The 26,345-nt window shown below is 37.9% G+C and carries 35 protein-coding genes, 1 tRNA gene and 1 pseudogene; 21 read left to right on the forward strand and 16 right to left on the reverse strand.

Going from position 1 to position 26,345, the window contains the following annotated elements; translation table 11 throughout:
* Positions 1-8: 8 nt before the first annotated feature.
* A complete protein-coding gene (locus tag ABIL69_01660) occupies positions 9-1,475 on the forward strand; it encodes a M14 family zinc carboxypeptidase (GenBank protein MEO0122697.1) in 1,467 nt (488 codons plus the stop codon).
* Positions 1,476-1,497: 22 nt separating this feature from the next.
* Here the strand turns inward: ABIL69_01660 and cysE are convergent, their stop codons facing one another.
* The 3 genes from cysE to ABIL69_01675 form a co-directional block, all read right to left on the reverse strand.
* A complete protein-coding gene (gene cysE / locus ABIL69_01665; protein MEO0122698.1) occupies positions 1,498-2,154 on the reverse strand; it encodes a serine O-acetyltransferase in 657 nt (218 codons plus the stop codon).
* A 58-nt stretch (positions 2,155-2,212) separates the two neighbouring features.
* Positions 2,213-2,911: a class I SAM-dependent methyltransferase gene (locus tag ABIL69_01670; GenBank protein MEO0122699.1), complete on the reverse strand. Its 699-nt coding sequence runs from the start codon at positions 2,909-2,911 to the stop codon at positions 2,213-2,215.
* Between the two features lie 69 nt (positions 2,912-2,980).
* Positions 2,981-4,009 (reverse strand): DUF6569 family protein, encoded by a 1,029-nt coding sequence (locus ABIL69_01675; protein MEO0122700.1) that lies wholly within the window; start codon positions 4,007-4,009, stop codon positions 2,981-2,983.
* A 117-nt stretch (positions 4,010-4,126) separates the two neighbouring features.
* Between ABIL69_01675 and ABIL69_01680 the strand changes: the two genes are divergently transcribed.
* Positions 4,127-6,931 carry a carbohydrate binding domain-containing protein gene (locus ABIL69_01680; protein MEO0122701.1) on the forward strand — a complete coding sequence of 935 codons (2,805 nt, stop codon included), beginning with the start codon at positions 4,127-4,129 and terminating at the stop codon, positions 6,929-6,931.
* Here ABIL69_01680 and ABIL69_01685 read toward each other — a convergent pair.
* Positions 6,928-8,520: a M20/M25/M40 family metallo-hydrolase gene (locus ABIL69_01685; protein MEO0122702.1), complete on the reverse strand. Its 1,593-nt coding sequence runs from the start codon at positions 8,518-8,520 to the stop codon at positions 6,928-6,930. The genes ABIL69_01680 and ABIL69_01685 overlap by 4 nt on opposite strands.
* A 158-nt stretch (positions 8,521-8,678) precedes the next feature.
* Between ABIL69_01685 and ABIL69_01690 the strand changes: the two genes are divergently transcribed.
* The 17 genes and pseudogenes from ABIL69_01690 to ABIL69_01770 all read left to right on the forward strand — a co-directional run bounded on the left by ABIL69_01690 (position 8,679) and on the right by ABIL69_01770 (position 16,337).
* Positions 8,679-8,752 (forward strand) — tRNA-Thr (locus tag ABIL69_01690).
* A 48-nt stretch (positions 8,753-8,800) separates the two neighbouring features.
* Positions 8,801-10,012 (forward strand): elongation factor Tu, encoded by a 1,212-nt coding sequence (gene tuf, locus ABIL69_01695; GenBank protein ID MEO0122703.1) that lies wholly within the window; start codon positions 8,801-8,803, stop codon positions 10,010-10,012.
* 9 nt (positions 10,013-10,021) lie between these two features.
* Positions 10,022-10,327 (forward strand): 30S ribosomal protein S10, encoded by a 306-nt coding sequence (gene rpsJ / locus ABIL69_01700; protein ID MEO0122704.1) that lies wholly within the window; start codon positions 10,022-10,024, stop codon positions 10,325-10,327.
* Entirely contained in the window at positions 10,324-10,935 is a 612-nt protein-coding gene (gene rplC / locus ABIL69_01705) for a 50S ribosomal protein L3 (GenBank protein ID MEO0122705.1), read from the forward strand. The genes rpsJ and rplC overlap by 4 nt, the downstream gene beginning before the upstream one ends.
* A 2-nt stretch (positions 10,936-10,937) precedes the next feature.
* On the forward strand, positions 10,938-11,570 hold the full coding sequence (gene rplD, locus ABIL69_01710; GenBank protein MEO0122706.1) for a 50S ribosomal protein L4: 633 nt from the start codon (positions 10,938-10,940) through the stop codon (positions 11,568-11,570).
* Positions 11,552-11,836, forward strand: coding sequence for a 50S ribosomal protein L23 (gene rplW, locus ABIL69_01715; protein ID MEO0122707.1), 285 nt, complete (start codon positions 11,552-11,554; stop codon positions 11,834-11,836). The genes rplD and rplW overlap by 19 nt, the downstream gene beginning before the upstream one ends.
* Positions 11,836-12,657, forward strand: a complete 822-nt coding sequence (gene rplB / locus ABIL69_01720; GenBank protein ID MEO0122708.1) for a 50S ribosomal protein L2 — start codon at positions 11,836-11,838, stop codon at positions 12,655-12,657. Before rplW ends, rplB begins: the two co-directional genes overlap by 1 nt.
* On the forward strand, positions 12,657-12,950 hold the full coding sequence (rpsS, locus tag ABIL69_01725) for a 30S ribosomal protein S19 (protein ID MEO0122709.1): 294 nt from the start codon (positions 12,657-12,659) through the stop codon (positions 12,948-12,950). The genes rplB and rpsS overlap by 1 nt, the downstream gene beginning before the upstream one ends.
* Positions 12,950-13,315, forward strand: coding sequence for an uL22 family ribosomal protein (locus ABIL69_01730; GenBank protein ID MEO0122710.1), 366 nt, complete (start codon positions 12,950-12,952; stop codon positions 13,313-13,315). The genes rpsS and ABIL69_01730 overlap by 1 nt, the downstream gene beginning before the upstream one ends.
* Positions 13,315-13,938, forward strand: a complete 624-nt coding sequence (gene rpsC / locus ABIL69_01735; protein MEO0122711.1) for a 30S ribosomal protein S3 — start codon at positions 13,315-13,317, stop codon at positions 13,936-13,938. Before ABIL69_01730 ends, rpsC begins: the two co-directional genes overlap by 1 nt.
* The gene (rplP, locus tag ABIL69_01740) at positions 13,938-14,369 is read left to right on the forward strand and encodes a 50S ribosomal protein L16 (protein ID MEO0122712.1); all 432 of its coding nucleotides are present in this window, start codon (positions 13,938-13,940) and stop codon (positions 14,367-14,369) included. The genes rpsC and rplP overlap by 1 nt, the downstream gene beginning before the upstream one ends.
* The gene (gene rpmC / locus ABIL69_01745) at positions 14,356-14,607 is read left to right on the forward strand and encodes a 50S ribosomal protein L29 (protein MEO0122713.1); all 252 of its coding nucleotides are present in this window, start codon (positions 14,356-14,358) and stop codon (positions 14,605-14,607) included. The genes rplP and rpmC overlap by 14 nt, the downstream gene beginning before the upstream one ends.
* Positions 14,607-14,837: pseudogene (gene rpsQ / locus ABIL69_01750) on the forward strand (30S ribosomal protein S17). The gene rpmC and the pseudogene rpsQ overlap by 1 nt, the downstream one beginning before the upstream one ends.
* A 46-nt stretch (positions 14,838-14,883) precedes the next feature.
* Positions 14,884-15,252, forward strand: coding sequence for a 50S ribosomal protein L14 (gene rplN, locus ABIL69_01755; protein ID MEO0122714.1), 369 nt, complete (start codon positions 14,884-14,886; stop codon positions 15,250-15,252).
* The gene (gene rplX, locus ABIL69_01760; protein ID MEO0122715.1) at positions 15,249-15,581 is read left to right on the forward strand and encodes a 50S ribosomal protein L24; all 333 of its coding nucleotides are present in this window, start codon (positions 15,249-15,251) and stop codon (positions 15,579-15,581) included. Before rplN ends, rplX begins: the two co-directional genes overlap by 4 nt.
* Positions 15,578-16,138 carry a 50S ribosomal protein L5 gene (rplE, locus tag ABIL69_01765; GenBank protein MEO0122716.1) on the forward strand — a complete coding sequence of 187 codons (561 nt, stop codon included), beginning with the start codon at positions 15,578-15,580 and terminating at the stop codon, positions 16,136-16,138. The genes rplX and rplE overlap by 4 nt, the downstream gene beginning before the upstream one ends.
* Before the next feature lie 13 nt (positions 16,139-16,151).
* On the forward strand, positions 16,152-16,337 hold the full coding sequence (locus ABIL69_01770; protein ID MEO0122717.1) for a type Z 30S ribosomal protein S14: 186 nt from the start codon (positions 16,152-16,154) through the stop codon (positions 16,335-16,337).
* A gap of 4 nt (positions 16,338-16,341) precedes the next feature.
* On the opposite strand, the gene ABIL69_01775 is transcribed toward ABIL69_01770, so the two are convergent.
* From ABIL69_01775 to ABIL69_01785, 3 genes are read right to left on the reverse strand one after another with little or no spacing between them, the layout of a single operon-like run.
* The gene (locus tag ABIL69_01775) at positions 16,342-16,572 is read right to left on the reverse strand and encodes a hypothetical protein (GenBank protein MEO0122718.1); all 231 of its coding nucleotides are present in this window, start codon (positions 16,570-16,572) and stop codon (positions 16,342-16,344) included.
* Between the two features lie 15 nt (positions 16,573-16,587).
* Entirely contained in the window at positions 16,588-16,866 is a 279-nt protein-coding gene (locus ABIL69_01780; protein MEO0122719.1) for a hypothetical protein, read from the reverse strand.
* A gap of 24 nt (positions 16,867-16,890) precedes the next feature.
* The gene (locus ABIL69_01785; protein ID MEO0122720.1) at positions 16,891-17,925 is read right to left on the reverse strand and encodes a hypothetical protein; all 1,035 of its coding nucleotides are present in this window, start codon (positions 17,923-17,925) and stop codon (positions 16,891-16,893) included.
* Between the two features lie 509 nt (positions 17,926-18,434).
* Between ABIL69_01785 and ABIL69_01790 the strand changes: the two genes are divergently transcribed.
* Positions 18,435-18,647, forward strand: coding sequence for a helix-turn-helix domain-containing protein (locus ABIL69_01790; protein MEO0122721.1), 213 nt, complete (start codon positions 18,435-18,437; stop codon positions 18,645-18,647).
* Here ABIL69_01790 and ABIL69_01795 read toward each other — a convergent pair.
* A complete protein-coding gene (locus tag ABIL69_01795) occupies positions 18,644-19,699 on the reverse strand; it encodes a family 10 glycosylhydrolase (protein MEO0122722.1) in 1,056 nt (351 codons plus the stop codon). The two genes, ABIL69_01790 and ABIL69_01795, sit on opposite strands and share 4 nt — an antisense overlap.
* Positions 19,700-19,776: 77 nt before the next feature.
* On the opposite strand from ABIL69_01795, the gene ABIL69_01800 reads away from it, so the two are divergent.
* A complete protein-coding gene (locus tag ABIL69_01800) occupies positions 19,777-21,081 on the forward strand; it encodes an HD-GYP domain-containing protein (protein MEO0122723.1) in 1,305 nt (434 codons plus the stop codon).
* Here the strand turns inward: ABIL69_01800 and ABIL69_01805 are convergent.
* The 8 genes from ABIL69_01805 to ABIL69_01840 form a co-directional block, all read right to left on the reverse strand.
* Entirely contained in the window at positions 21,062-21,736 is a 675-nt protein-coding gene (locus tag ABIL69_01805; GenBank protein MEO0122724.1) for an ABC transporter ATP-binding protein, read from the reverse strand. The genes ABIL69_01800 and ABIL69_01805 overlap by 20 nt on opposite strands.
* Positions 21,736-22,473, reverse strand: a complete 738-nt coding sequence (gene cbiQ, locus ABIL69_01810; protein MEO0122725.1) for a cobalt ECF transporter T component CbiQ — start codon at positions 22,471-22,473, stop codon at positions 21,736-21,738. The genes ABIL69_01805 and cbiQ overlap by 1 nt, the downstream gene beginning before the upstream one ends.
* The gene (locus tag ABIL69_01815) at positions 22,466-23,038 is read right to left on the reverse strand and encodes a hypothetical protein (GenBank protein MEO0122726.1); all 573 of its coding nucleotides are present in this window, start codon (positions 23,036-23,038) and stop codon (positions 22,466-22,468) included. Before ABIL69_01815 ends, cbiQ begins: the two co-directional genes overlap by 8 nt.
* Positions 23,039-23,084: 46 nt before the next feature.
* A complete protein-coding gene (cbiM, locus tag ABIL69_01820; GenBank protein MEO0122727.1) occupies positions 23,085-23,678 on the reverse strand; it encodes a cobalt transporter CbiM in 594 nt (197 codons plus the stop codon).
* Positions 23,679-23,717: 39 nt separating this feature from the next.
* Entirely contained in the window at positions 23,718-24,494 is a 777-nt protein-coding gene (locus tag ABIL69_01825) for a DUF4198 domain-containing protein (protein MEO0122728.1), read from the reverse strand.
* A gap of 89 nt (positions 24,495-24,583) precedes the next feature.
* Positions 24,584-25,198 (reverse strand): hypothetical protein, encoded by a 615-nt coding sequence (locus ABIL69_01830; protein ID MEO0122729.1) that lies wholly within the window; start codon positions 25,196-25,198, stop codon positions 24,584-24,586.
* A 127-nt stretch (positions 25,199-25,325) separates the two neighbouring features.
* A complete protein-coding gene (nikR, locus tag ABIL69_01835; GenBank protein MEO0122730.1) occupies positions 25,326-25,745 on the reverse strand; it encodes a nickel-responsive transcriptional regulator NikR in 420 nt (139 codons plus the stop codon).
* Between the two features lie 80 nt (positions 25,746-25,825).
* Entirely contained in the window at positions 25,826-26,344 is a 519-nt protein-coding gene (locus tag ABIL69_01840; GenBank protein ID MEO0122731.1) for an HD domain-containing protein, read from the reverse strand.
* Position 26,345: the final 1 nt, after the last annotated feature.

Here is a 26,345-nt window from a genome sequence, read left to right on the forward strand (position 1 = left end):
ATGCAGAAATGGTCCAGGAAATTGACTCTATTGCGTCTCACTATCCTACGATCACAAAGTTATACAATCTTGGATTTTCAACCCGCGATAGTTTACCTATTTTGGGTATAAAGATTTCGGACAATCCCGGAATAAAAGAAGATGAACCTGCGGTTTTATTCAACGGAATTCACCACGCAGAGGAATTATTGGGGTGTGAGGTCTGTTTGTATCTTCTAAATGACCTCGTCAGTAAATACGGCATTGATTCAGCAATCACCTACTGGATAAATAATGCGGAAATCTGGATAATTCCAATTTTAAATCCTGAAGGGCATAATGTAGTAATGAACGGTATTGATTCTATATGGCGTAAGAACAAAAGGGATAATAACAATAATGGATTTTTTGACCTTGATTCAGATGGAGTTGATTTAAACCGTAATTATGACTTCAATTGGGAACAGGGTGGTAGTCCAAATCCAAATGATGAATATTATCGCGGCCCCTATCCATTTTCTGAAAATGAATCAAGAATTATTAGAGACCTTGCGTTCCAAAATCATTTTGTCTTTGATATCTGTTATCACTGTGCACGCACTGGACAGGGTGAGTTAGTCTATTACCCGTGGCGCTGGGGGAATCAATTTGCAATAGACCATCCATTTATAAAAAGAGTTGCAGACACCCTCGCCTCAAAGATAATAAACGATGCCGGCAATGGAACTTATGTTCCGATATATGGTTATGCTACGGAAGGAAATGCCAGGAATTACCTTTACGGAGTCTGTGGTACATTTGCTTATACAATTGAATTGAGCAGAGGTTGTTATCCACCCGGCTATAGAGTTGATAGTATCTGTATGAGAAATCTACCTGGCGCCTATTATCTTTTGGAAAGGACATTCGGTTCAAGTATCACCGGCATAATCACAGACTCAATCACAAACCAGCCGATTGTTGCAGAAGTAAGGGTTGTTGGTTATTATGACTCAACACTAACACCCCGATTAAGCGATTCACTATTCGGCAGATACCGGAGAATTTTGAATCCAGGTACATATTCATTACAATTTAGAAAACAGGGTTATGATACTATTACAATTAATAATGTTGTTGTATCACCCGGAACTCAAACAATTTTAAATGTAAAGATGAGACCACTTGGAATTAAAGAATCTACAAATCCGCAATCCGCAATCCGAAATCCGAAATTAGAGGTCTATCCCAATCCATTCAAAAATCACTGTGTGATTAAATTCCAAATCCCAAACAATTCCGAAATCCGAAATCCGAAATCCGAAATTTCATTAAGTATCTATGATATTTCAGGTCGGGTTGTTAAACAATTTAACCATTTAACCATTCAACCATTTAGCCAGGTTGCCTGGGATGGTTGTGATGATTCAGGTCGCGGATTGCCTGCAGGTGTGTATTTTATAAAATTTGCGGCGTGGGATTCCAAGAAGGTAGAGAAGGTAATACTTTTGAGATAATAGAAGTATTGTAAAAAATATCCTATTTTTTTATCTCTTCAATCTTCTTTTCTAGTTCTTTAATTTTTTTATATAATTTTTCCTGTTCTTTCATTACAAACTGTAATGCATCCGCAATCGGGTCAGGGAGCTTACCATGTTCCAGTCTGCGTATTTCCTCTGCTGAGAAACCAAGCCCGATTCTTCCTGGCACACCGATTACCGTCGCATTATCAGGAACATCCTTTACCACCACCGAACCCGCAGCAATTCTCACATTATTTCCTACCCTTATTGGTCCAAGGACAATTGCACCAGCACCAATTTCCACATTATTTCCAATTGTAGGATGGCGTTTTTTCTTCTCCAAACTCGTCCCACCAAGAGTGACGCCTTGATACATTAGCACATCATCTCCAATCTCAGTAGTCTCTCCAATCACTATCCCTGCACCATGGTCAATAAAAAATCTTCTTCCGATCTTTGCCCCGGGATGGATTTCTATCCCGGTAAATAATCTACTTATATGGGATAATAATCTTGCAAATAATTTAAAATTTTTGCACCATAAAAAATGGGCAATTCTATGCAACCAGACCGCATGAAGACCAGGATAGCATAAGAGAATTTCAAGAACATGCCTTGCTGCAGGGTCGCGTGCAAATACTGTGGCAATATCTTCTTTAAGCCTCTTTAACATACTCAAATATAATCACAATGTATCTTGTGTCAAGATTAAATTACTATAATTTTTTATTCTACATTTTTTTCAAAATCACCACCTCTCCATTTTGAAATGGTGCCTTTGCAACTATTTCGTATCTTGGTAGTCTACTCATCACATCATTCAATGTCCAATATTTTACATAAAAAGTGTGCTTCTTTGTTTCGCCCAAAAGGGCTCCTACGATAAATAGACCACCTTTAATCAATGAATTATCAACATTCATTAAAGTATTTTTAAGTTTTTTTTCACTGACGATATGTTCTATTACATTCAGCATCAAAATAATATCAAACCTTTCATCCAAACCTTTTTTGGTAATATCGCAACAGACAAAACTATATGAAGGGAATTTTTGTTTTAAGATTGAAAACAAAGTGTCGGTAATATCCAATCCTGTATAATCAGCCACTCCCATTTCTGACATCAATTTTGTATAATAACCTGTTCCGCAGCCAATCTCGAGTACGCGTTTATCTTTGAGCATAATAGCATGATTTTTAAATAAATCTAATAGCGTCTTAACTGATTTTTCATACATTTCTATATTCTCTTGTTCGGTAAGATTAACATTCCCTGCTGCCTTTAATGACACACCATATCTTTTGAACCGTTCTGACCAGAATTTCTGTGCGTTATATCCGTCGCCTGCCTTGTATCTTAATGGCCCAATGATTTTGGTGTAAATCAATCCTTTCAAATCTTTTATCCAGGTGGCCTTCATACCTAACATTTCTTGTCATAGAAATTATAGACATAAAAATATCTAAATCAAGAGTGTTATAATTTAAGGTCCTTGGAACTAATCTCTATCTTCAAGCCTCTGGTCCCTGCGGAAATCCAATCTTAAATTTGAATCCCGATCAATTTTGCCGTCCTCATTTGGGAAAAAGTCTATGTGCACAATGGTATTTTCGTAAACCAATGCCGAGCCTTTCCCAGAATCCGCATTAATCGTCAATAAATCACCTAAACCAGGCGTTCCTACTGAAACAAATTTTGCATCGTCAATTAAATCAATAAATTCTCTTACCTGTTCTTTTGTTACACTGCTCTTTTCGCCACTAATCGCATCCATAGCATAAGATTTTATCAACTTCTTCCAGAGTCTATTTAACAGGTTATTATTGGCAAAAAGGTCGAGACATATAATCTTGTCTCCTGTGGTAACAACAACACCAACTGTTGATTTAGATAGTTTAGGGATATTCCCGAATCCTTTAGTATAATCTTCAACCGTTTTCTGAACATCTTTATCTTCGTAATTTGCCCGTACCGTCCCGGTTCCTGAAGAAATCCCAAGTTTATCCTGAGTCCGAGCAACCTCTGCCCAGACTTCGGTCTGACTTTCACTCAATTTTGCCCTCTGCCTCACTGTATTGGGCACAACCAACCCACTGCTTTCAAACTCTTTTGACACCTCCACCCATCTGCCGTGTTCCACACAATAAACCTCTACTTTTATCCAGCCGCTATTAGGTGGCAATAATATATCTGTCTTTATCATCCTATCTTGCTTGGCACCGATAATCATTTCGCCAGTAAGAATAAAGACCGGTTCATCACCATTATTCTTTATCTCCACCTGATTTACATTACCCGAGCCAACTTCTCTAATCTTAAGCCAACCTTTGTCCATTGCCTCATCAAGGGTTATAAAATCTTTGGCTCCTATATTCATCGCCATTTCCAGTGGATAAATTTTTAGTTTTTTGTATTCAACAGGCACGCCGATTTTGAGACGGTTCATATAATCTTCCACTACCAGCTCTGGTTTTTTTGCAAAAAGCATCATAATGGATGCAAAAAGAATCAAAAGTCCTTTTTTCATTTTGACCTCCTCTATATTTCATTACAATATTTTGACTAAAATATTCCATACCAAATGATGGATATCCGACCTTGACATCAGGAATTTTACTTTTATAATACGATATCAGGAGGCGTTATGAAAATTCGCTTCGTTTTCTTATTAATAATGATAGAGATAGTTAATGCCCAGTATGTCACACCAAAGCAAGGCTGGTTTAATTTTACAACACCATATCCTGATACGATTAACAATATAACACATATTGGCAAATTCATACTCCAACCACCAGCAGGAATTAACGGACGGGTTATTGTCCAATCCGATGGACATCTATATTTTGCCAATGGGCAGAGGGCAAAATTTTTTGGAACAAACCTCTGTTTTTCAGCAACCTATCCCTCGCAGACCACTGCCTTGAATGTTACACCGCATATCGCCAAACAAGGCTTTAATCTGGTGCGCTACCATCACATTGATGGTGCATTAACGAGTGCACCAGGCTCAAATACAACAAGGAGATTGAATCACGAAGTATTGGATAAATTTGATTATTTATTTTACCAATTAAAGCAGAAAGGAATTTATTCTGCAATTGATCTCTATAGCATAAGATATTTCAAATCTGGGGATGGAATCCCTTATTACGACAGTGTCAACCGCTCAATGGATATCGTAAAAAGGGTTTATATGTTCTACGAACCTGCATATGCACTTTTTCGCGATTACCCTGATAGTCTGCTAAATCACATAAATCCCTATACAGGAACTGCCTACAAGAATGACCCTGCATTGGTCTTCATTAATCCAATGAATGAAGGAACTTTGATCGACCATTATTTCTGGGATAATTGGGATAATATCCAGTCAAATTATTATCTGCCAAGATTCTATAAAAACGAACTACAGAATCAATGGAATGACTGGTTATATTATAGATATCATTGGGATTCAACCCTTATAAGAATTTGGTCGGGCGGTGATACTACCACAGGTCCCAATAAGATAATCAACGGTGAATTTTCTGACACCCTGAATGGTGTCCCAAGATTTTGGTGGCTTAACCAATTCAGTGGTAATTCTACCTGGGGTGTGCAGAATGCAGGATTGAGCCTTGAACCCGCAGTCTTTGTACATATCTATTCACCCGGACAATACTCCTGGCATATCCAGTTATTGCAATCAGGATTTACAATCAATACGGATTCCACCTATCGCTTAAGTTTCAAAGCAAAATCAAGCAGAAACAGGAGTATGGATATCGTCATACAAAGAAACAAGACACCCTGGACTGTTTATTATTCAACAACGATCAACCTCACAACGAGTGGACAGAGTTTTGTCTTACCATTTTATTCAGGGACATCAGACTCCGTCCAGTTAACATTTAATCTCGGACTTGATACCGGAAGGGTTTGGATTGATGATGTTCAATTGCGTCGTGCGCCATTTTCAAAAGTTCTGGACCCCGGTGAAAGCCTTGCCACGAGGACAATCAAACTTGTGCGTTGGAGCAATCGTTATGATTATAGTCCTTACCGTTATTTTGACCAAATACGATTTTTCTATGAAAAAGAGACAAGATTTTATCAGCGTATTTCAGCCCTTTTGAATGACACATTGCATTGTCAGTCCCTTATCACCTCTTCCTTTTTCTGGGCAAACCAGCTCCATCAGTACGCCTGGGCAAATTTGGTGCCGGTGATGGACGCCCATCCATATTTTGATCATCCTGATTTTCCCAATCAACCCTGGGATACCCTTGATTTCAGAATTACAAACGCCTATTTTGGAGAAGGCAGCAATGGAGAATGGTTCTTCACCTATATGAACCAGTGCGCTGCGGCGCAGAAACCAATGATAATAACCGAATGGCAACATCCTGCACCCTGCGAATCAAGATATGTCACACTACTGCCGTTCGCCAGTTATGCCGGATTAAGAGATTATGATGCAATCATAAATTTTGCTTTTGCCCATTCTGAAGGCAGTTTCTCAAATAATAGGATAAGGGCTTTTTTTGATGCAGCAGGACAACCAATACACTTTGCTTTTTTAAGAATAGCGGCACTGGCTTTTTTAAGGGATTTACAACCCGAAGACCTGGTAAGAACACCCTGGACGAGTTTCAATCTTGACCAGATAATTAGAGATATTTATGCGGGGAACCACTGGAGCCAGGCAATACCGAGTTCACCAAGGGACCGGATCTTTAATCAGTTCCATTGGAATTCGCAGAAGGGTATATTCAAAATTAATACAACGGGAACAAAAGGCTTTTGCGGTAGGACTGCCGGTGATACAGTAATTTTAGGCGGGATAAAAGTAATCGGCAATACCGACGGTATAATTGCATTTACAAAGATTGACAGCACCGCGGGGCAGAAGTCTTTTCTTGTCGCATCCCTTGCCCGAACCGAAAATACTAATATGGTCTGGGTTGAACAGACCAAGACCCAAGGGATGTTGAACTGGGGAACTGCGCCCTGTCAGGTTGAAAGCGTCTCTTATTTTACCCAGTGGCATGCAGATTCATTACTTATCAGAAAATTAAGTCCTTCAGGAGATATAATAAACTCGACCAAAATAATCGGTTCAAACCATATCACGAACTGGCTTGTCAGAACCGGTATTGATTCTGTCTTCTGGTATTGTGTTACCGCCCATGGCTATTCTGATACGCTTGTTGGAATTCTGGATATAAAAGCAGTGGATAACAAAAAAATAGAAATTGCAACCATTCATAAATCATTATTATTAAAAGACCTACCTGATAATACAGAACTTAAATTGTATTCAATAGACGGGCGACTGATATACCATCAAAAATTTGTTCAATCTCCAAAAAGGTTGGTTGTTAAAAATCTTCCAAGCGCAGTGTATTTCTACTTGCTAAAAAACAAAAATCTTGAGCAGAAAGGAAAGATAATTATTATTGATTAGCGAATCAAAATTGCCCTGCGGACTATCGTCATATTATCCTTCGTAAAGCCAATAAAATAAACACCAGCGGGTAAATAATTACCTGTGTCATCAGTTCCATCCCATATCACATTTTTATTATCAACAGACAAATTCCTAACAACCTGTCCAAGAGCATTGTAAACCTTTATCTTCTGCATAATTCCATTTTGATTTTGAATTACAAACCGCCTTCCTATTGTGGGTGAAAGTAAAATATTATCAACGGCAATCCCTTTCTGTTCTTTGATTCCCACAATATGAACCGGAACCGCAAGTTTGGCTAGTGCGGCCACCCCGGTCTTTATCACCTTGGTCGCAAAAGGCAGATGATTGACCCCACAATTAGTATAAAGATGTGGTCCCAGTGTATCACCGGTCGTATGATACGCAGGTGTCAGCTGCCTTTCAATCCCGAGCATCGCCTTATAGCCACGTTTCCAGAAACTTGCATGATCAGAAGAACCACTTGTTCCGGTGTTGCGGACCATTCTTATTTTCAACTGGGTGTAGGTATCAGCAACCGCCTTATAGAATTGAGTCACAAATACACTGCAACCTGGCACAGCAGTTGTATAATGGGCATTCATTGTATCCCGATTGGGATTTGAAGGCGTCACATAACCGATCATATCATAATTGATTACCCCTAAGATTGTATCACCATTTCGCCAGGCGCGTGTTGCAAAGGAGTCGCTACCATATAAACCCAATTCTTCCGCATTGAATGCTACATAATATATCGTATTTTCAAATAAATAATTTCTCATCACCCTTGCCGCCTCAATCATTGCAACCGTACCTGATGCATTATCATCCGCCCCTGGTGCATAACCACTTGACGGGACATCATCCATATGTCCACCAATCAAACAGTATCTTTTAATAGTAGGATATAGATAACCCTTTTTTATTCCTACTACATTCGGTCCATAGTTATTGTTAAAATACTGAAAATATACACTGTCACAACCATAACTCAGTAATTTATTTCTAATCCAGTTAACGGCAACAATCTTATTGGAATCAGTGGTTGTATACCTTGTATACATTCTCTGCATCCTTAAGATTGATGCCTGAATCGTATCCTGTGATACTGCCGCAACCATTTTTTGTATAAGGGTATCGGGTGCAAGATTATTTAGATTCAATGGATAAGGGTCTTCATTAAGAAATCTAACTGGATCAAATGTCAATCTCCTCAGTTCAACCCTGAGTTTATTCAATTCTATGACTTTCTCTTCAACTGTGCGCAAAAGTAAACAATCTTCATACTGGTCAATAATATCTCCATATTGAGCAACTACCGCAGGGTCTTCACCCCAGAGATAAACAATCTGATAGTATTTATCTCTTGGATTCTCGTCAAGCAAATTATATTCAACACCCTTGTTCTGGAGTTTGATTAAATCATTGTCAGTTGCAATAATTATTGCATGATTTTCTATCAATTCAACAATATGAAAATCTCTGTCACTCAGATTATCCACACGAACAAGGTATTCATTTGCAAAAAGAATACCCGTGAACAAGGAAAGCACAATATTCACCGATATAAAATATTTATTCATTTTTTTCTCCTTTTTCCCTTTATAATTATAATTAATCTATAATTTAAGTCAATAGTTTATTCTTTCCGTATTTGTTCATTTAGTTATTGACAAAATTTAGATTTTGAATATAATTAAAGTCTATATCTTTTGAATAATAAAAATGCATCCGGCAGAATGCCTGGATAGCTCAGTCGGTTAGAGCACCTCCTTGGTAAGGAGGAGGTCGCCGGTTCGATTCCGGCTCCAGGCTGGTAAAAGGGGTGCAAAAAGAAAGGAGAAAAGTTAAGGAGGATTTTTTATGGCAAAGGCAAAGTTTGAGCGAACCAAGCCGCATGTGAATATCGGGACGATCGGTCATGTTGACCATGGCAAGACGGCATTGACTGCGGCAATAACCAAGGCCCTGGAGAAGAAAGGGCTGGCGAAGTATGTGAGTTATGATGAGGTGGCGAAGGCTTCTGAGGCACAGGGGCGGCGTGATGCGACGAAGATTTTGACGATTGCGATTTCGCATGTGGAGTATGAGACGGAGAAGCGGCATTATGCCCATATTGATTGTCCGGGTCATGCGGATTATATCAAGAATATGATTACGGGTGCGGCGCAGATGGATGGTGCGATATTGGTGGTGAGTGCGGTGGATGGTCCGATGCCTCAGACTCGAGAGCATATTTTGCTTGCCCGTCAGGTGAATGTGCCGGCGATTGTGGTGTTTATCAATAAGGTGGATGCGGTGGCGGATCCGGAGATTTTGGATTTAGTGGAGTTAGAGGTGCGGGAGTTGTTGACGAAGTATAATTTTCCGGGTGATGAGACGCCGGTGATTCGGGGTAGTGCGTTGAAGGCGATGCAGGCGACGGGTGGTGTGGAAGATCCGGCTTATAAGTGTATTTGGGATTTATTGGATGCGGTGGATCGGTTTATTCCGACTCCGGTGCGGGATGTGGACAAGCCGTTTTTGTTAGCGATTGAGGATATATTTTCGATTACGGGTCGTGGGACGGTGGTGACGGGTCGTGTGGAGCGTGGTAAGTTATTGCCGGGTGAGGAGGTTGAGATTGTGGGTTTTGGTAAGCAGTTTAAGACGGTGGCGACTTCTTTAGAGATGTTTCGTAAGACATTGGATAGTGCGGAGGCTGGGGATAATGTTGGGATATTATTGCGGGGTGTGGGTAAGGATGAGGTTTATCGTGGGATGGTGGTGAGTAAGCCGGGTTCGATCAATCCGCATCATCGGTTTAAGGCAGAGGTTTATGTGTTGAAGAAAGAAGAGGGTGGTCGTCATACGCCGTTTTTCAATGGTTATCGGCCGCAGTTTTATATGCGGACGACGGATGTGACGGGTGTGGTTAAGTTGCCTGAGGGTGTGGAGATGGTGATGCCTGGTGACAATGCGAATTTAGAGGTGGAGTTGATTTCGCCGGTGGCGATTGAGCAGGGTTTGCGTTTTGCGATTCGTGAGGGTGGTAAGACGGTCGGTGCTGGTGTGGTAACACAGATAATTGAATAAGGTTGAATAATGAATAAATTAAGAATAAGATTAAAATCTTATGACCATAGAATTCTCGACCAGTCTGTGAAATCCATTGTGGAGACTGTGAAAAGATTTGGCATAAAGATATCAGGCCCTGTTCCCCTCCCTACTGAACGTTCATTATATACCGTGCTTCGCTCACCGCATGTTGATAAAAAATCAAGGGAACAATTTGAATTGAGAATTCACAAGCGTCTGATTGAATTGAACGATGTGACTCCTGATATCATTGATGCCCTTAACAAACTTGAAATTCCGGCTGGAGTTTATGTAGAGGTAAAGGCAATATGATTGGATTGATAGGCAAAAAGATATGTATGTCTCAAGTTTTTACTGAGGATGGGAAACTCATAGCAGTCACAAAGGTCGAGGCAGGACCCTGTCCTATTGTTCAGGTAAAAGATGAAAAGAAAGATGGTTATAAGGCAATACAGATTGCATTTGGGACTAAAAAGAAAGTAAACAAACCGCTTCTTGGACATCTGAAAAAGGCAAATTTAAAATCCGCAAAGTGGCTTGCTGAATTCAAGACAGAGAATATTGAAAAATACAAACCTGGTGATGTTATTGATTCTAAAATATTTTCGGTGGGTGATAAAATAAAAGTGACAGGTTTCACAAAAGGACGGGGATTCTCCGGTGGAATGAAGAGATGGGGATGGAAAGGCGGACCTGCATCCCACGGTTCAATGTCACACAGAAGGATTGGCTCTGCTGGACATGGACATTCTGATCCAGGTAGGATACTCAAAGGTAAAACAATGCCCGGGCATTATGGAAACGAACGCGTCTCAATTAAAAATCTCAAGATTGTAAAGATTGAAAACAACATAATCTATTTGCACGGAGCAGTGCCGGGTCCAAAGAACGGTATATTATTATTGAGCAAGGAAGAATAGTTATGGACACAAAATTATTTAATCAGAATGGTGAAGAGGTTGGCAAGATAGAATTACCAAAAAAGGTCTTTGGTGCCAAAATCAACAAAACATTGTTATGGGAAGCACTCACAATTATATTAAACAACCAGCGGAGCGGCACCGCCAAGACAAAGACACGTGCCGAAGTCAGGGGTGGTGGCAGAAAACCATGGCGTCAGAAAGGCACAGGATTGGCAAGGCATGGTAGTATTCGTTCTCCAATCTGGCGTAAGGGCGGTGTTGTATTCGGTCCTAAGCCAAGAGATTATTACAAAAAAATGCCCCAACAGAAAAAAATTAAAGCACTTCTTTCAGCCCTCAGTGTCGCAGCCCAGGAAGATAGAATACGCATAATTGAGGATATGAACATTGAAAAACCGAGAACTAAAGTTATTAATGAGTTGTTAAAGAAAATAAATATAGTTGGTTCCAAGATTCTTATCAGCCCTGATAAGATTAACAAAAATCTTCTGCTATCAGTTAGAAATATACCAAAAATAAATTTAAAACGCTCAATAGACATAAATTGTTATGATGTGCTATGGGCTGATTATATATTATTCACAAAAAACGGTTTATCCGAACTGGAGAAAAGATGCGACCAGATCAAATAATTATCAGACCAATAATTACAGAAAAGGCAGACCGTCTCAGGGAACTAAATTGCTATCAATTTTTAGTTTCAAAGAAGGCGAATAAACAGATGATTAAGGAGTCAATAGAAAAATTATTTGGTGTAAATGTTTTGGAAGTACATACCGCAAACTTCCGTGGTAAACTGCGCAGACTCGGACGGTCAGAAGGTTATCGTCCTGGTTATAAAAAAGCATCGGTGTGGATTAAACCGGGACAGAAGATTGAAATAGTAGAAGGTGTATGATGGGTATAAAAGTATATCGTCCTTTAACACCGGGTCGCCGTTTTTATACGGTAAATGTTCCACCAATTACAAAAACTGAACCGGAAAAGAAACTCGTTATATCTGAAAAGAAGACCGGCGGTAGAAACAACCTGGGGAGAGTTACCGCACGCCATCGTGGTGGTGGGCACCACAAGAAAATAAGGATCGTGGACTTCAAAAGAGACAAAGACAACATTCCGGCTGTAGTAAGTGCTATTGAATACGACCCGAATCGCAGTGCATACATTGCCCTGCTTACATATAAAGACGGTGAAAAAAGATATATAATATGTCCGGAAGGATTGAATGTAGGTGAAACAGTAATTTCGGGCGAGGATGTGCCAATAAAAATTGGAAACTGTCTGCCTTTGAGTAATATCCCATTGGGTGTGGAAATTCACAATGTTGAAATTTCGCCAAAAAAAGGCGGCGAGCTCGTTCGCAGTGCAGGACTTTCCTGTCAGATTATGGCAAAAGAAGGAAAGTATGCCCATATCAAACTTCCCTCAGGTGAAGTAAGGTTAGTGGATTTGCGCTGTCGGGCAACCATCGGTAAGGTATCAAATGCTTTGCATTCAAGTGTATCAATTGGTAAGGCAGGAAGAACAAGGCATATGGGTATCAGACCCTATGTGCGTGGCGTAGCTATGAATCCAATTGACCATCCATTAGGCGGTGGTGAAGGAAGGGCACACGGTGGCAGGCATCCAACATCACCCTGGGGTTGGTTGACAAAAGGCAAGAAAACAAGAAAAAAGAAAAAGGCTTCAGATAAATTTATCGTAAAAAGGAGAAAGTGATGTCTCGTTCCTTGAAAAAAGGTCCTTATATAGACCAGAAACTTCTGAAAAAAATAATGCACCTTATCGAAACTAAAGAAAAGAAAGTGATTAAAACCTGGGCAAGGAATTCTACTATTCCGCCTGAATTTGTCGGCTTTACAATTGCGGTTCACAATGGCAATCGTTTTATTCCAGTATATATCACAGAAAGAATGGTTGGGCACAAACTCGGCGAGTTTGCACCAACAAGAACATTCCGTGCTCATTCCGGGACAAGAAAAGCCGAGAAAGAAAGAGAGTCAGAAAAATGATGACACGTGCAGTTAAAAGATACGAAAGGGCATCACCTTTAAAGGTAAGGAAGATTCTAAGAGAGATTAAAGGTAAACCTGTTCCACAGGCACGGGCAATATTGACACTGCATCATTCGCGGACAAAAATACCTATTTTGAAAACGCTTAATTCAGCGGTCGCAAATTTAAAGAATAAAGTTGGTTCAGTAAGAGTTGAAGATAATGACCTATATGTAAAAGAAGCCATTGCCAATGAAGGTCCACGGTTTAAACGTCTTCGCCCCGGTTTCAGGGGTAGTCCTTCAATAATTAAAAGACCAACCTGTCATATCACAATTATTGTTGATTCTTACAAACCAATACAATCAAAGAAAGGAGAATAATGGGTCAAAAAACACATCCTATAGGCTTCCGTCTCGGTGTAACAAAAGATTGGAAATCAAAATGGTTTGATGAAACTTCATATGCAAAATTGGTTATAGAAGATTTTAATATCCGTCGCTATTTAAATAAGCGGCTTGCAGACTGTATGGTCTCTAATATAGTAATAAAACGAGTATCAAACAAAGTAATTATCACAATCTATACTGCCCAGCCCGGTAAAATCATTGGCAAGGGTGGTGAGGAGATCAAAAAACTCCATGAAGAAATTAAAAGTCTTATAAAGAGTGAAGTTTCAATCAACATAGAAGAAGTAAGAATTCCTGAGCTTGATGCCAATCTTGTTGCCCAGAATATAGCCCGACAGATCGAACAAAGGATTTCACATCGCAGGGCAATGAAACGATCGGTAATCTCAGCAATGAAGATTGGTGCAAAAGGAATTAAAGTAAGTTGTGGGGGCAGGCTTGGCGGTGCTGAGATTGCCCGGAGTGAATGGTATCGTGAAGGTCGTGTTCCCTTACAAACGATTAAGGCAGATATAGATTTTGCTCGTGCTACAGCATTCACAATTTATGGAACAGTTGGTGTAAAGGTCTGGATATATAGAGGAGATGCGCAATAATGTTAGAACCTAAAAAGGTAAAATATCGTAAACAACAGAGAGGTAGAAGAAAAGGAAAGGCAACAAGTGGTAGCACAATTGCCTTTGGTGAATACGGACTCATGGCACTTGAGCCAGCCTGGATAACCGCACGTCAAATAGAAGCAGCAAGAGTCGCCATTACCCACAGTATGAGAAAAGGTGCCAAAGTCTGGATTAGAATATTCCCTGATAAACCCGTAACGAAAAAACCAGCAGAGACGAGAATGGGAAAAGGAAAAGGAGCACCTGAATTCTGGGTCAGCGTTGTTAAACCAGGTAGAATTATTTTTGAGATTGAAGGAGTTTCAAATGAAGAAGCTCGTGAATTATTCCGTGTCGCTGCCAGTAAGTTACCGATTAAGACAAGATTTGTCAAAAGAGAAGAGGGAATAAAATATGAAGGTTTATGAACTTAGAGAAAAATCACGAGAAGAATTGATTGAGATACTAAACGGATTATACCGTGAATTATTCAATCTGCGCATTCGCCACGCATCCCAGCAATTACCCAATCCAGTTAGATTACGAATTATAAAAAAAGATATCGCAAGGATAAGAACAATTCTTCGCGAAGATGAATTAGGAAAGAGAAAATTATTACAACCCAAACAAGTTCAGACTAAGACAAAAGCAAAGAAAGGAGAATAATGCGTAAAACCAAGGTTGGTGTTGTGGTAAGTGATAAAATGCAGAAAACCGTTATCGTTAAGTTCCAAAGATTTGTTAAACATCCGCTATATAAGAAACATATCAAAAAGGCAACGAAGGTGTATGCCCATGATGAAAAAAATGAATGTAAGATTGGTGATAAGGTGTTGATTGAAGAAACACGCCCCTTATCTAAATTGAAAAGGTGGCGGGTTTTAAAGAAAATAATATAAAAATGTTGAATTTTGAGATTAATCAAATGATAGTGAGGTTCAGGTGATTCAAATCTATTCAAGATTAAAGGTATGTGATAATACTGGTGCACGGGTGGCAATGTGTATGCATGTTACTGGAAGTTCGGGAAGGCGTTATGCCTATGTTGGTGATATTATTAATGTAACAATAAAAGATGCCTTGCCCCATGCACCAATCAAAAAAGGTGATAAGGCAAAGGCAGTAATAGTCCGAACAAGAAAAGAAATTAGACGTCCTGATGGTTCTTATGTAAGGTTTGATGACAATGCCTGTGTCTTGATCAACGAGCAAAAAGAACCAAAAGGAACAAGGGTATTCGGACCTGTAGCGCGTGAATTACGCGAAAAAGGATTTACAAAAATACTTTCTTTAGCGAGTGAAGTTGTATGAAAGAAATAAAAAAAATAAAATTTGATATCAAAAAGAATGACCTGGTTGAGGTCATTTCTGGCGAAGAAAAAGGTAGAAGAGGTAGGGTGCTTGAAGTGGACCGTGAAAAAGGAAAGGCAATAGTTGAAGGAGTCAATCTTGTAAAAAAACATCAGCGCGCCCGTTCTCAGACCCAACCTTCTGGTATAATTACGAAACCAGCACCAATTCATATTTCAAATCTTGTTCTCATCTGCCCCAAATGTGGGAAAAAAGCCAAAATAAAAAGAGAAAAGGTTGAAAAAAGAAGGGTTAGAATTTGTAAAGAATGTGGGGAGATAATAGAATGAAAAAGAGTTATAAACCACGATTAAAGATTTTTTACGAAGAAACACTGCGAAACTCATTATTAAAAAAATTAGGATATAAAAATATTTATCAAGTGCCGCAACTCAAAAAGATAGTTATTAATGTTGGTGTCGGTGAGGCAGTTTCAGATCCCAAAATATTGGAAATAATAAAAGAGGATCTGGCAAAGATAACTGGACAAGCACCGGCTTACACGCGTGCGAAAAGACCCATCTCTAATTTTAAAATTCGCAAAGGCATGACAATAGGATTAAAAGTAACGCTGAGGGGCAACCGTATGTATGAATTCTTTGATAGATTTATTAATTTCGCAGCACCCAGGATAAGAGATTTCAAAGGTTTCAAAAGGGATTCATTTGATGGTCGTGGTTCTTATAATCTGGGTTTGACTGAGCAAACCATATTTCCTGAGATTGAATATGACAAAGTGAAAAAGGTCTTCGGGATGGATATTGCGCTTGTAACTTCAGCAAAAAAAGATGAGGATGCCCTTGCATTGCTTGAAGGACTGGGCATGCCTTTTGAGAGAAAAAAATAAAAGAGGAGGCTAATTGGCAAAGTTATGTTTGGTTATAAAGGCAAAAAGACCGCCAAAGTTTGCAACCCGGAAATATAACCGCTGTCAGAGGTGCGGAAGGCCAAGGGGATTTTACAGAAAATTTGGTCTGTGCCGTATTTGCTTCAGAGAGCTCGCACTTCAGGGCGAACTTCCCGGGGTTAGAAAAGCAACCTGGTAAAAAACTAAATTTCTTTTCTACTCAGATTCTCAATCTTCTTTTCTAATTCTTCAATCTTTGCCCTTAATTTTTCTTTTTCTGCCCGTGATATTTTTACCCGCACTCGAATCAAAAGATAAATTGTAAACAAAATCACAATCACCTGGAAAATACTAATAGGCAGAAACTTATTAATTATAGAAAAAATTAGGGAAACGAAAGAAAAAACTAAAATTATTATAAGAACTTCGACCATAAATCTCCTTTAAAGTTACTTTGACTGCGTAATCTTTATTATCTGCCCCAATTTATCCGTGGTAACAAGCAGAATCTTATTCATCCGAATATTATCCGCCATTTTAACCTTTTTTACAAACTTAAAACTGAATATGGTCTTTGTCTCTTCGGAAACTTCAAGGGAAAGTTTTTTATAAACATGCTTCTGCGGTGGCATCTTTTTCTCGTTGACCTCGGGTTTAACACCCTTAAATTCAGGAAATTTCTTCTCAACCTCCCTCTTTATTTTTTCTATTATCTTCTTATCAACCATTTCACTCCCCTGGACTTTAGTCCATTAAAATAATTTTAACAAGGGGTTACCGTATAGCACAAATTGTAGCAAGGTCTTCTGATCGTCATCATCAAGAAACCCGTGGCGTCTTATCATTTTACGGGCGAAATCAATTTTAGCATTTTTAAATGCCTCACCAACTGATAACCCCTGTTTTAAATACTCAAAAAGATATTTAATAAGAAGGTCAGCCTCACTTGATGGTGGCGTTGGAGGTCCGTAAGCAATCGTCGTTGAACCGCAGAATCCAATGATATTATTCTGTTCTAAAAATTTTAAGGAAAGCGCATTTTTCTCAGTTTTGTTTATTATATAAGCACCATAACATGCCTCGGATGCAACAAAGCCCGTCGCCGATAAAATATTAGCAGGTCTCAATGCAACGGGATATTCACCACCCTGCTGTCCGTACCAGTTTTCAGATATTGCACTACCATGCAAATTAAAATATAAAAAATCCTTTTTGTTAAGCCACTCTGAATTAAAATTTTGGGATGTTGTGGGTGGCGAAATCTTCAAGTCTTTTACATCACCTATCTGTTTGTAAACATTCTTTGATGCCTCCTTCCAAACTTCGGCACTCATACCAAATGATTTATCAAACCTTGTAAACGATTTATTCAATTGTTTGATAATAAAATCCATTTTATTATTATCCGGTATCCTTGCACAAGCTCTTTCGGGGATTAAAAAGTCATCATCCCTTGAAGCATAGGGATTATCAGATAAAACGCTCGCGTCATCATCATCGCAAGGATTTGGCAAACGATAGAATGGTACAACGCTATCTCCTCCAATGATTAAAACTGTCTGAATATTTCCCCATTTTTTTTCCAGTTTATTAATGAACTCCCTTATGTCCTTTGGTTTTTTCTTTACCGGTTTGATATTGAAAACGTTTTCATCATCAAAAAAAACAAATTTTATATCACAATTTTTGTTTCTCTTTTTATATCTTTCAATCTCTTCTACAAGTGGTTTCAAATCACCAACTTCTTTTTGCAATGCCTTTTTGCAACTTAAGATCAACATACGCATAATGTATTATAACAAAAAAATACATAAAAGTCAATCCTGTTTTTTATTGAATCATTTTTAACTACAATATCTTATCCAATAAATTGGTTAACCATAAAAAAGTTTATTGAACTCAAAAGAAGGAAAATAATTGTTTATGCAATTATAGGAGAAATTGTTGCGACATTGCATAAATGATGTTGCAATTATGCAACAATCAAATATATTCAATATCAGCGTAAATTCTCACGATTTATGGGGAAATTATGAAGTTATAATTAAAATTAAGTGTAATAATTCCAGAGGCACTGTTGCAAAATTGCAACATATTTTAGCATATCGTTTCCGTTTTTTACTCTATCAGAGGAAAAACTTATGAAATTTCGGAGGTTTTTTAAAATTATAGACGGGCACGCATTTTGCCTATAGATATATAGGGTAGAGTAAAATAGGGCGGAAAGTGGAGAGGGGTTTGTAGAAAAACTTAGGCACTTCCGCCCTCTTTTTTGTTCTACTGCCAAAGGAGAGAAATGAAAATGAAAACAGGAAATATTGAAGATATTCCAAATATAAATGAAATAAAAACAAAGGCCGAACAGAAATATATTGTAACGATTTTGAATACAGTAAATTGGCATATGACCGAGGCAGCGCGATTAATGGGCATAAATCGTTCAACCCTTTTTCGGAAGATAAAAAAATACGGAATAACTAAAAAGAAACCAAAAAGGTTGGCTTTTTAATCCATCAATTCCAGATATTTTTTATTTTCTTTTAATTGGGGATAAGAAAAATAAACAAAGCCACCAAATGTTGTCTTCTTTATTATATCGATTTGTTTTTTGATCAAATCTGGACTCAGATTATAAATTCCAAGCCCAATCATAATTTTTTTGTGATCTTTTACATTAATTAATGTCTTATTTAGTATTCCATCTATGTTTTTAGAATATGCCATAAGACATACAAAATCAATATAATCATTGTTGACCCAGGTAAGCCAGTCCTGATAAAATTCGTTTCGGGCACTCGAATAATCCGGTTTAACTGCAGCCGAAAGTAAACAATCGGGTTTTTTAGATTTTATTAATTTTTGTACTTGAATTAAAAATTCAGTAAGGTCATTGTTGATAAATTGCCACCACATTCTGATTAATTCGTCATTACCTTTAATACCCAACCTTAACCTGAGTGAATCAGTGTCAAGTTCTAATGGATCATAAAAATACTTTCTTTGAAACTTTGTCCTTAGGTGCATATCATAAACAAAATTTTCACCTGGATATCTTATGTAATCAAGATGGATACCATCAAAATTGTATTTATTCAATACTTCTTCTATCACATTCAATAAATATATCCTGACGCTTGAATTTGCAGGCGCTAAATAATAACCTTCTATGCCCAATTTCTTGAGTTCATCAATTTGATAATCGTAAATGGACCTCTGCTCTTTATCAAAAACGTACCAATCTGGTGCAAAATTGAACGGATGGCGATCATCGTCAATTCTTGTTCCATAACCCCAAGAATAGAAGACATTTATCCAGGCAGATACCTTAATACCTTTTGAATGTGCATGATTAAGGAAATCCTTCAGCCAGAGGTCATCTTTTATTCTCGTCGGTGCAATCTCTGATGGATAGTATGCTTCTCCGTTTCCGAATATCTGCAAAAATATATGATTGAATTTATTATCAATAACTTCAAATATCTTATGCTTATCCTGTATGGACCATCGGGGAATCCATATTCCCCTAAAATCACAGGTTCCTATAATCAATAACAACAACACATAAGAATTTAACCAAAAAAATCTGCAAGTCAAGATTCTCACTATTGACAGAGGCGAAAAAATATATAAATTATTATATGCTTATTGCTCAATTGACCTTCGGATTTTTCTGCACGGTATTTTTATTGTCACTGGGGTTATTCTATCTTTATTCTAAAAACCAGTTTGATAAAAAATTCCTTTTTGCAGGATTTTTCTTTCTCTTTGGTGCAGGATTTTTGCTTTCCAGTTATCTTATGAATTTGACATCACAACCCAGTAATACAATAATTTACTGGAATAAAATAATGTTTTCCTGTATCTTTGCTTATTTTTTTATATTTCCACAATTTGTTTATAACACGATTGGTAAAGGATATACAAAAGCATTTTGCTGGCTCACCGGACTTTTTTCTGTTATATTAATAATTTTAACACTTTTTACTGATTTATTTATTAAAAATGAACTGATAGATTTTGCCGGCATTTACAGACCTACAAAATCAAATATAACCTATCTTTTAATCGTTCTTCTTGCAATCTGGGCAAGTTATATATTTATAGATACAATAAAATATTACCGAAAGAACAAGCCGAAATTGATTGATGTTCGACCGATGATTATCGGCATTATTTTTGCAGTCTTATTGGGATTGCTTGACATTACGGGAACATTTTTGAACAAAACAATTATATTTAAAATAAGAGACCCATTCATATTTGGAATTTTTATCATTATGTTAACATTCGCCTGGACATTTCTCTCACAATATTCAATGGTCTTTGCGAGTTTAAACAAATCAAAAGAAGAGATAGAAAAACTTATTGCAAAATCCAACAAAAATTTTATTGAATTTGTCCAGTTGATTGCAAAAACCCTTGATGCCAAGGACGAATATACTGCCGGTCATTCTCTCCGTGTCCTTGATTATGCCTTAAAAATTGCTGAAGAACTAAAACTTTCGGAATCCGATAAAGAAATATTAAAGCAAGCATGCCTGCTACACGATATTGGAAAGATAGGGATACCGGACGGAATTTTGAATAAAAAAGGGAAACTTTCAGAGGATGAAAAAAGATATATAATTAATCATCCGATACTTGGACGAAAAATACTCGGCACCGTCAGTGAATTTCAACCAATCCTTGATATTGTCTATGCCCATCATGAGAGGGTTGACGGAAAAGGTTATCCCGAAGGAATTGATTGTGAAAAAATTCCTCTTCTGGCAAGAATAATTGCAGTAGCTGACACTTATGATGCTATGATTTCAGAAAGACCTTACCGAAAGGCAAAATCCAAAGAAGAAGCAGTTAAAGAATTGCAAAATGCCAAAGATACCCAGCTTGATGGAGAAATAGTTGATCTATTTTTAAAAATACTCAATGTAAATGAAGGTTAACTTCTACCAATCTACCATTTTCAATTGTATAAATTTTTTCTGTCGTTTGTTTTAAAAAGTTGATATCCTGGGAAATTATCGCGTATGTAAATTTTTTACTATTTAAAATATTAATTACCCTTTTGACACCCTCCTCATCAAGCCCATTTGTTGGCTCATCAAGGAGCAAAATTTTTGGCTGCATTGCCAGTATAGTTGCAATTGCCAGTTTCTTTTTTTCACCCTCGGACAGTTGATACGGAGCCCTTTCTTCAAATCCTTCGAGCCCAACAAGTTCAAGAGATTTTTTTACAATGCTTTCAATCTCTTCTTTAGGAACTCTATAATTTAAAGGACCAAATGCCGTTTCCTCTCTAACACTCGGACAGAATAACTGGTCGTCAGAATTCTGAAATAAGAATCCAATCATTTCTCGCACCTTCTGAAAATCTTTTTCACCTTTTATAATCCTGCCTGCAATCTCAATTACTCCATTTGCGGGTTCAACAAATCCCATTATTATATTGAATAAAGTAGTCTTTCCTGAACCATTTGGACCAATGATACCCACACGTTCACCCTCCAAAAGGGAAAAATGCAAATCATCAAAAAGTAGTGGTTTACCATTATACCCAAAAGTAATACTTGTTAACCTTATCAGATATTTTGCTTCCATCAGGCGATTATAATCAAAATGTTGCAAATGGTCAACAATATAGCACCAAAAACATCTGTAGTTTTGAATTGAAAGTGGTCTATGAGCCAGAATTTCCCACAAAATCCCCGGCATACCATTGCCCGATATAGATTATCTGCTCGGCTATAGCTTTTAACCAGTAGACTCCCGACAATATAAGCAATCGTCTTGTAGGTATGAATAGAATTTCTCAGTTTAAACCCCCTTGCCTTTGCTGCCCGTATTATCTTTTCATATTCATCATTAAGAACCCAGAGATACCGATATATTAGAAAAAACAGGAAGACAAGTTTCTCTGGTATTTTAAGATGGAGCAGGCTATGAACAATATCAAATATACTTGATGTCGCTATAAGACTGATAAGAATCAAAAGTATTGCATTTGCCTTTATGGTCAATAATAATGTAAACAAAAGACCTGGCTGACTTATTTTCAAACCTAATATTTTTAATAATGGTTCGCCTGGATATGTCAAAGGAAGAACAAGCCAGAGGAGTAGGAGAAATTTATCAACAATCAGTAATCTGTTTATTATCTCCAATAATCTTATCCTTGCAAGCATGACCAAAATAATGCTGATTAAAAGTCCGATTAACGAAGGAATCAATTCATTCTGTAGAGCAATAACCACAGAAAATACAAATGCATAAATGATCTTTATGCGCGGATCAAATCTGTGGATTATAGAATTACCATTTATATATTCATTAAACATTGTTCTTTCGCTTCATAAAAAATGCAATAATACCGACTATGCCGATGATATATCCAATACCGCCCACGACTTCAGTAATGCCAATTTTCTCTTGCTTCTGCTCGGCGATTAATCTTAAAACCGGACGGATTTTCTCATCAACTACCCTTTCCACTATCCTTTCCAATAAGGTGGTATCAATTACCGCAGTCTCTGTCTTTGGGGCTTCTTTATACTTTTCATTTTTTTCTACCTTTACCGCAATTTCCTTTTTTATCTCCGGGAGTTCATCCGCGCTTACCACGGTCTCAGCCCGATGCCCCATACCACCGATGACCACAATCCTTAAATCATCTTTTTTAGGTATGACAAAAGAAAATTCACCAAGCGAATCAGTTTTTCCACTGAGAAGTTTATTACCACTCTTATCATAAACTTCAATCTCTCCACCCTTAATCTTACCACCATCGCTGGCATAAGATTGGGTATAAATCTTATTTCCTTCTACTGTTGCAAAGATATTGATCTTATGTGCCAAACAAATGGGTGGTATGGATAATAAGAGAATGAAATTAATGAACCTCATCTTTTCTCCTTACACCCGTTCAATCGGGTATTAATGAAAACATATTTCAAAGTAATTCCGGTTTAACTTTTTTTAAGAATAAAATCACAAATCCGGTAAGGATACCTTCAATAATCATCACCGGAATATGGACAATTATAATCATCTTCGCTACAGGCATAAATACCTCGCCACTAAGAGCAAGAGAGATTGCGACGAAAAAACTGGCTAAAAGAACGCTCAAAAATCCGGTGAGAAAACCACCAACAAAATTCCAAAATCGGCTTTGAACCTCCACCAATTTCTTAAAAATCAGAAAACAAAAGACGGCTGAAGTTGCCATTGTTGCGGTATTCACCCCGAGTGTTGTCAATCCCCCGAACTGGAAGAGTATCGCCTGCAAGAATAAAGCCAGAAGAAGGGCTGGGAATGCAGCCCAGCCCAATATTATTCCTGCAAGTCCGTTGAGAATTAAATGGGCGCTTGTAGGTCCTACTGGAATATGAATTAGCGAAGCAACAAAAAAGGCAGAAGAAAGGACAGCAATCTTCGGCATATCTTTATATTCAATTTTTTTTAAACCGATTGCTGTTCCGGTTACTGTAATGGAAGCCCCACCTATTAAAACCGGCGCAGTTAGAACACCTTCAGCGATATGCATATAATACCTCTTCTCAACCCCAACCCAATAACCACTTTTTTACTTCATCTCCTCAACATAAACCCATATCACCGCCCCAATCTCCACTGGATATTCTTTCCTGTCCTGTTTATTGAGCATCTTCGTTTCCCTTTCACTCAATGCTGCAAAACCCCACCACCCTGGTCTGGGCATGGCATAGACAAATACACCATTGGCATCGGTCCTTGTCACCTGGGTAATATGGGGTTCTTTGGGTGCGCTATATTTTTTATCAATGTTATAGAACTCAATCTCAACATCGGTAAACGGTGCGGGTTTACCATTTACCTTTACCAATCCGCAAAATACATTTCCCGCATATAACCCATAAGGACGGGTTAATGGTATAATTTCCGTTTCAAGCCCGATTTCCGCATCCCATCCTTCTTGCATTCCAAATCCGTTCACCACGGTCTTTGTATAATGAATAATAAACTTTTCTTCAGCCGGTTCCCAGTAGGGTGCGGGTTCGACATAAAACACATAATCACCGGGTTGTTTTAATTTATAATTTGCGTTCCAGGTTGAAAAACCTTCAACCTTCTTTTCTGAGAGTGTATTTAAAAGATTTTCTCTTTTTTCGCCACCGATTAGAACCCCAAACTGCAAAGGTTTATCCATATTCATAATTGCCTGTTCAAAGGGATGGCAGAACATTAATTGAAGATTGATGTTTGCCGATTTCTGGTCATCTATAATATTAGTACCGGGGAGTATGATTTGAAAATGTGCATATAATGGAAGAATCAAACAAAACCCCACAATAATCAATAATTTTGTCCTATTTTGCAACATTTTTCTCCTTTCAATTGTTTTTGTTTGCCCTACAAACAAGATTGCATCTGCATCTGTAGGGCAAGGCTTTAGCCTTTTTGAATAAATCCCTAAAATTCATAATGGACACCGAAAGTTGCAGTCTTTGCCTCAAATTTAAAATCACTCGCAAACCCCGCATCAACCATCAATCCATCTTTTATTGTATATCTACCTCCCAATAACCAGTTCTGAGCTTTTTTATCGCCAAGTACTTCACCGCCAAAGGCAAATTTTTCTATTGAGTAAATAAATGCACCTGCATAGGTTATACTTGAATCCCCTGTTGTATAACCAAGGTTAGCATCTAATTCTATGGGTCCAAATCCTCGAGTAAGAATACCATTCAAGGCATAAGCCGAACCACCGATTTCTGCGACAAAAGATGCAGCCAAAAAGTCAGGAACGAGGGAATATTTGAATGCAAGTTCAGCCGGAACAAAAGAATTCTTTGGTTCTGAAACAATATTGAAACCGAATCCGATTCCAATGTCCATTTTCTCTGTCAATCCATGTTTGAATCCCAGGTCAAACATTCCTATTTCTTTCCATATATCATAACCGACCTCCAATTCATAAGAATTTTGGGCAACCGTTCCTGCATCATCGGTTCCAAACGGTCTGGCACCATAGAGATTGGCAATTATACCAATCATTATTAAGGCAACTGCCTTAAGATTTTGCATCGCACCTCCTTTGTGTTATTTTTTTTAAAAAAGTAACACTATAAACAAAACCAAAAAACCAGACCATATCCCATTTCCAAACCAAAATCCATAATCGCTTTTTGTCGGTTAGATCCTTCAATTGAATTCACGCAAGCCTTCTGCCCGTGCTCGTTGTTGCCACCTGTCCATGTTTTATCCCCTTTGTACTGAGTAGTCTATCCGCGATACTCTTTACTTCATCTGCCCTACCTTTTATCGCAAGAATTTCCAGACAATTATGCTCATCAAGATGGATATGCATGGTAGAAATTATTTGCTTATAATATTTATGCTGAATTTCTGTTAAACGCTCGGTGAGTTCCCTAACCTCATGGCTATAAACCATTGTAATCGTTGCCACAATCTCTTCTTTTGAAGATTCCCATTCTTTTTGAACGAGTTTTTCCCTGATCAATTTTCTAATTGCCTCAGACCGATTTTTATACCCTTTCTCTCTTATCAACCGGTCAAATTCAACAAGCAATTTCCGACTCATTGACACCCCGAATCTCACTGCATCAGACATATAGTCTCCTTGGTGTTACTTTTTTAAAAATCATAACACATTATACTTAAAAAAATAAATATGTCAATAGCGCATATTTATTATTTTCCGGATTTTGATCTCTCTATATCAAAATCAATAAAATCACAATGATGGATTAAGATTGCTTCAGGTGAACGCTTAACCTTCTCTCCTTCCTCTGAATGTGCAGCAACAATGTGAGCAATCTCCAGAGGTAATCCTGCCTCAAGCACAATTTGATAACCCGAAACTGGATGGCGGACAAGTTCTCCGAAACGGCTCTTTACGAATTGTCCATTCTTAAATTCATATTCCAGTAACTTCCCTACATCATGGACAAGGGCACCAGCAACAACAATATCATAATTGAGGTCCTGGCGTGTCTTGGCAATTGCCATAGCCATAGTCGTTACAGAACGCGTATGCTCAATAAGATTCTTTTTTGTTTGTATTAAAAGTGTAAATGGAATATTTTTAACAGCCCTCCACTTCCCCTTTTTTATCGCTATGAGCCAGGCCGAGATGACACCTTTTTTCAACTTATCGTCTTTAATCTCATTTATCTCAGGAAATATTTTTTTTATATAATTCTCATCCATT

The sequence above is a fragment of the candidate division WOR-3 bacterium genome (assembly GCA_039802005.1).
GTDB lineage: Bacteria > Hydrothermota > Tepidihabitantia > SM23-42 > JAOAFX01 > JAOAFX01.

What these genes read in the sequence shown, in the direction of transcription:
- ABIL69_01660 (MEO0122697.1), top strand. Translation starts at nt 9, where the DNA reads ATGGTCCAGGAAATTGACTCTATTGCGTCTCACTATCCTACGATCACA.
- cysE (MEO0122698.1), bottom strand. Translation starts at nt 2,154, where the DNA reads ATGTTAAAGAGGCTTAAAGAAGATATTGCCACAGTATTTGCACGCGAC.
- ABIL69_01670 (MEO0122699.1), bottom strand. Translation starts at nt 2,911, where the DNA reads ATGTTAGGTATGAAGGCCACCTGGATAAAAGATTTGAAAGGATTGATT.
- ABIL69_01675 (MEO0122700.1), bottom strand. Translation starts at nt 4,009, where the DNA reads ATGAAAAAAGGACTTTTGATTCTTTTTGCATCCATTATGATGCTTTTT.
- ABIL69_01680 (MEO0122701.1), top strand. Translation starts at nt 4,127, where the DNA reads ATGAAAATTCGCTTCGTTTTCTTATTAATAATGATAGAGATAGTTAAT.
- ABIL69_01685 (MEO0122702.1), bottom strand. Translation starts at nt 8,520, where the DNA reads ATGAATAAATATTTTATATCGGTGAATATTGTGCTTTCCTTGTTCACG.
- tuf (MEO0122703.1), top strand. Translation starts at nt 8,801, where the DNA reads ATGGCAAAGGCAAAGTTTGAGCGAACCAAGCCGCATGTGAATATCGGG.
- rpsJ (MEO0122704.1), top strand. Translation starts at nt 10,022, where the DNA reads ATGAATAAATTAAGAATAAGATTAAAATCTTATGACCATAGAATTCTC.
- rplC (MEO0122705.1), top strand. Translation starts at nt 10,324, where the DNA reads ATGATTGGATTGATAGGCAAAAAGATATGTATGTCTCAAGTTTTTACT.
- rplD (MEO0122706.1), top strand. Translation starts at nt 10,938, where the DNA reads ATGGACACAAAATTATTTAATCAGAATGGTGAAGAGGTTGGCAAGATA.
- rplW (MEO0122707.1), top strand. Translation starts at nt 11,552, where the DNA reads ATGCGACCAGATCAAATAATTATCAGACCAATAATTACAGAAAAGGCA.
- rplB (MEO0122708.1), top strand. Translation starts at nt 11,836, where the DNA reads ATGGGTATAAAAGTATATCGTCCTTTAACACCGGGTCGCCGTTTTTAT.
- rpsS (MEO0122709.1), top strand. Translation starts at nt 12,657, where the DNA reads ATGTCTCGTTCCTTGAAAAAAGGTCCTTATATAGACCAGAAACTTCTG.
- ABIL69_01730 (MEO0122710.1), top strand. Translation starts at nt 12,950, where the DNA reads ATGACACGTGCAGTTAAAAGATACGAAAGGGCATCACCTTTAAAGGTA.
- rpsC (MEO0122711.1), top strand. Translation starts at nt 13,315, where the DNA reads ATGGGTCAAAAAACACATCCTATAGGCTTCCGTCTCGGTGTAACAAAA.
- rplP (MEO0122712.1), top strand. Translation starts at nt 13,938, where the DNA reads ATGTTAGAACCTAAAAAGGTAAAATATCGTAAACAACAGAGAGGTAGA.
- rpmC (MEO0122713.1), top strand. Translation starts at nt 14,356, where the DNA reads ATGAAGGTTTATGAACTTAGAGAAAAATCACGAGAAGAATTGATTGAG.
- rplX (MEO0122715.1), top strand. Translation starts at nt 15,249, where the DNA reads ATGAAAGAAATAAAAAAAATAAAATTTGATATCAAAAAGAATGACCTG.
- rplE (MEO0122716.1), top strand. Translation starts at nt 15,578, where the DNA reads ATGAAAAAGAGTTATAAACCACGATTAAAGATTTTTTACGAAGAAACA.
- ABIL69_01775 (MEO0122718.1), bottom strand. Translation starts at nt 16,572, where the DNA reads ATGGTCGAAGTTCTTATAATAATTTTAGTTTTTTCTTTCGTTTCCCTA.
- ABIL69_01780 (MEO0122719.1), bottom strand. Translation starts at nt 16,866, where the DNA reads ATGGTTGATAAGAAGATAATAGAAAAAATAAAGAGGGAGGTTGAGAAG.
- ABIL69_01785 (MEO0122720.1), bottom strand. Translation starts at nt 17,925, where the DNA reads ATGCGTATGTTGATCTTAAGTTGCAAAAAGGCATTGCAAAAAGAAGTT.
- ABIL69_01790 (MEO0122721.1), top strand. Translation starts at nt 18,435, where the DNA reads ATGAAAATGAAAACAGGAAATATTGAAGATATTCCAAATATAAATGAA.
- ABIL69_01800 (MEO0122723.1), top strand. Translation starts at nt 19,777, where the DNA reads ATGCTTATTGCTCAATTGACCTTCGGATTTTTCTGCACGGTATTTTTA.
- ABIL69_01805 (MEO0122724.1), bottom strand. Translation starts at nt 21,736, where the DNA reads ATGGAAGCAAAATATCTGATAAGGTTAACAAGTATTACTTTTGGGTAT.
- cbiQ (MEO0122725.1), bottom strand. Translation starts at nt 22,473, where the DNA reads ATGTTTAATGAATATATAAATGGTAATTCTATAATCCACAGATTTGAT.
- ABIL69_01815 (MEO0122726.1), bottom strand. Translation starts at nt 23,038, where the DNA reads ATGAGGTTCATTAATTTCATTCTCTTATTATCCATACCACCCATTTGT.
- cbiM (MEO0122727.1), bottom strand. Translation starts at nt 23,678, where the DNA reads ATGCATATCGCTGAAGGTGTTCTAACTGCGCCGGTTTTAATAGGTGGG.
- ABIL69_01825 (MEO0122728.1), bottom strand. Translation starts at nt 24,494, where the DNA reads ATGTTGCAAAATAGGACAAAATTATTGATTATTGTGGGGTTTTGTTTG.
- ABIL69_01830 (MEO0122729.1), bottom strand. Translation starts at nt 25,198, where the DNA reads ATGCAAAATCTTAAGGCAGTTGCCTTAATAATGATTGGTATAATTGCC.
- nikR (MEO0122730.1), bottom strand. Translation starts at nt 25,745, where the DNA reads ATGTCTGATGCAGTGAGATTCGGGGTGTCAATGAGTCGGAAATTGCTT.
- ABIL69_01840 (MEO0122731.1), bottom strand. Translation starts at nt 26,344, where the DNA reads ATGGATGAGAATTATATAAAAAAAATATTTCCTGAGATAAATGAGATT.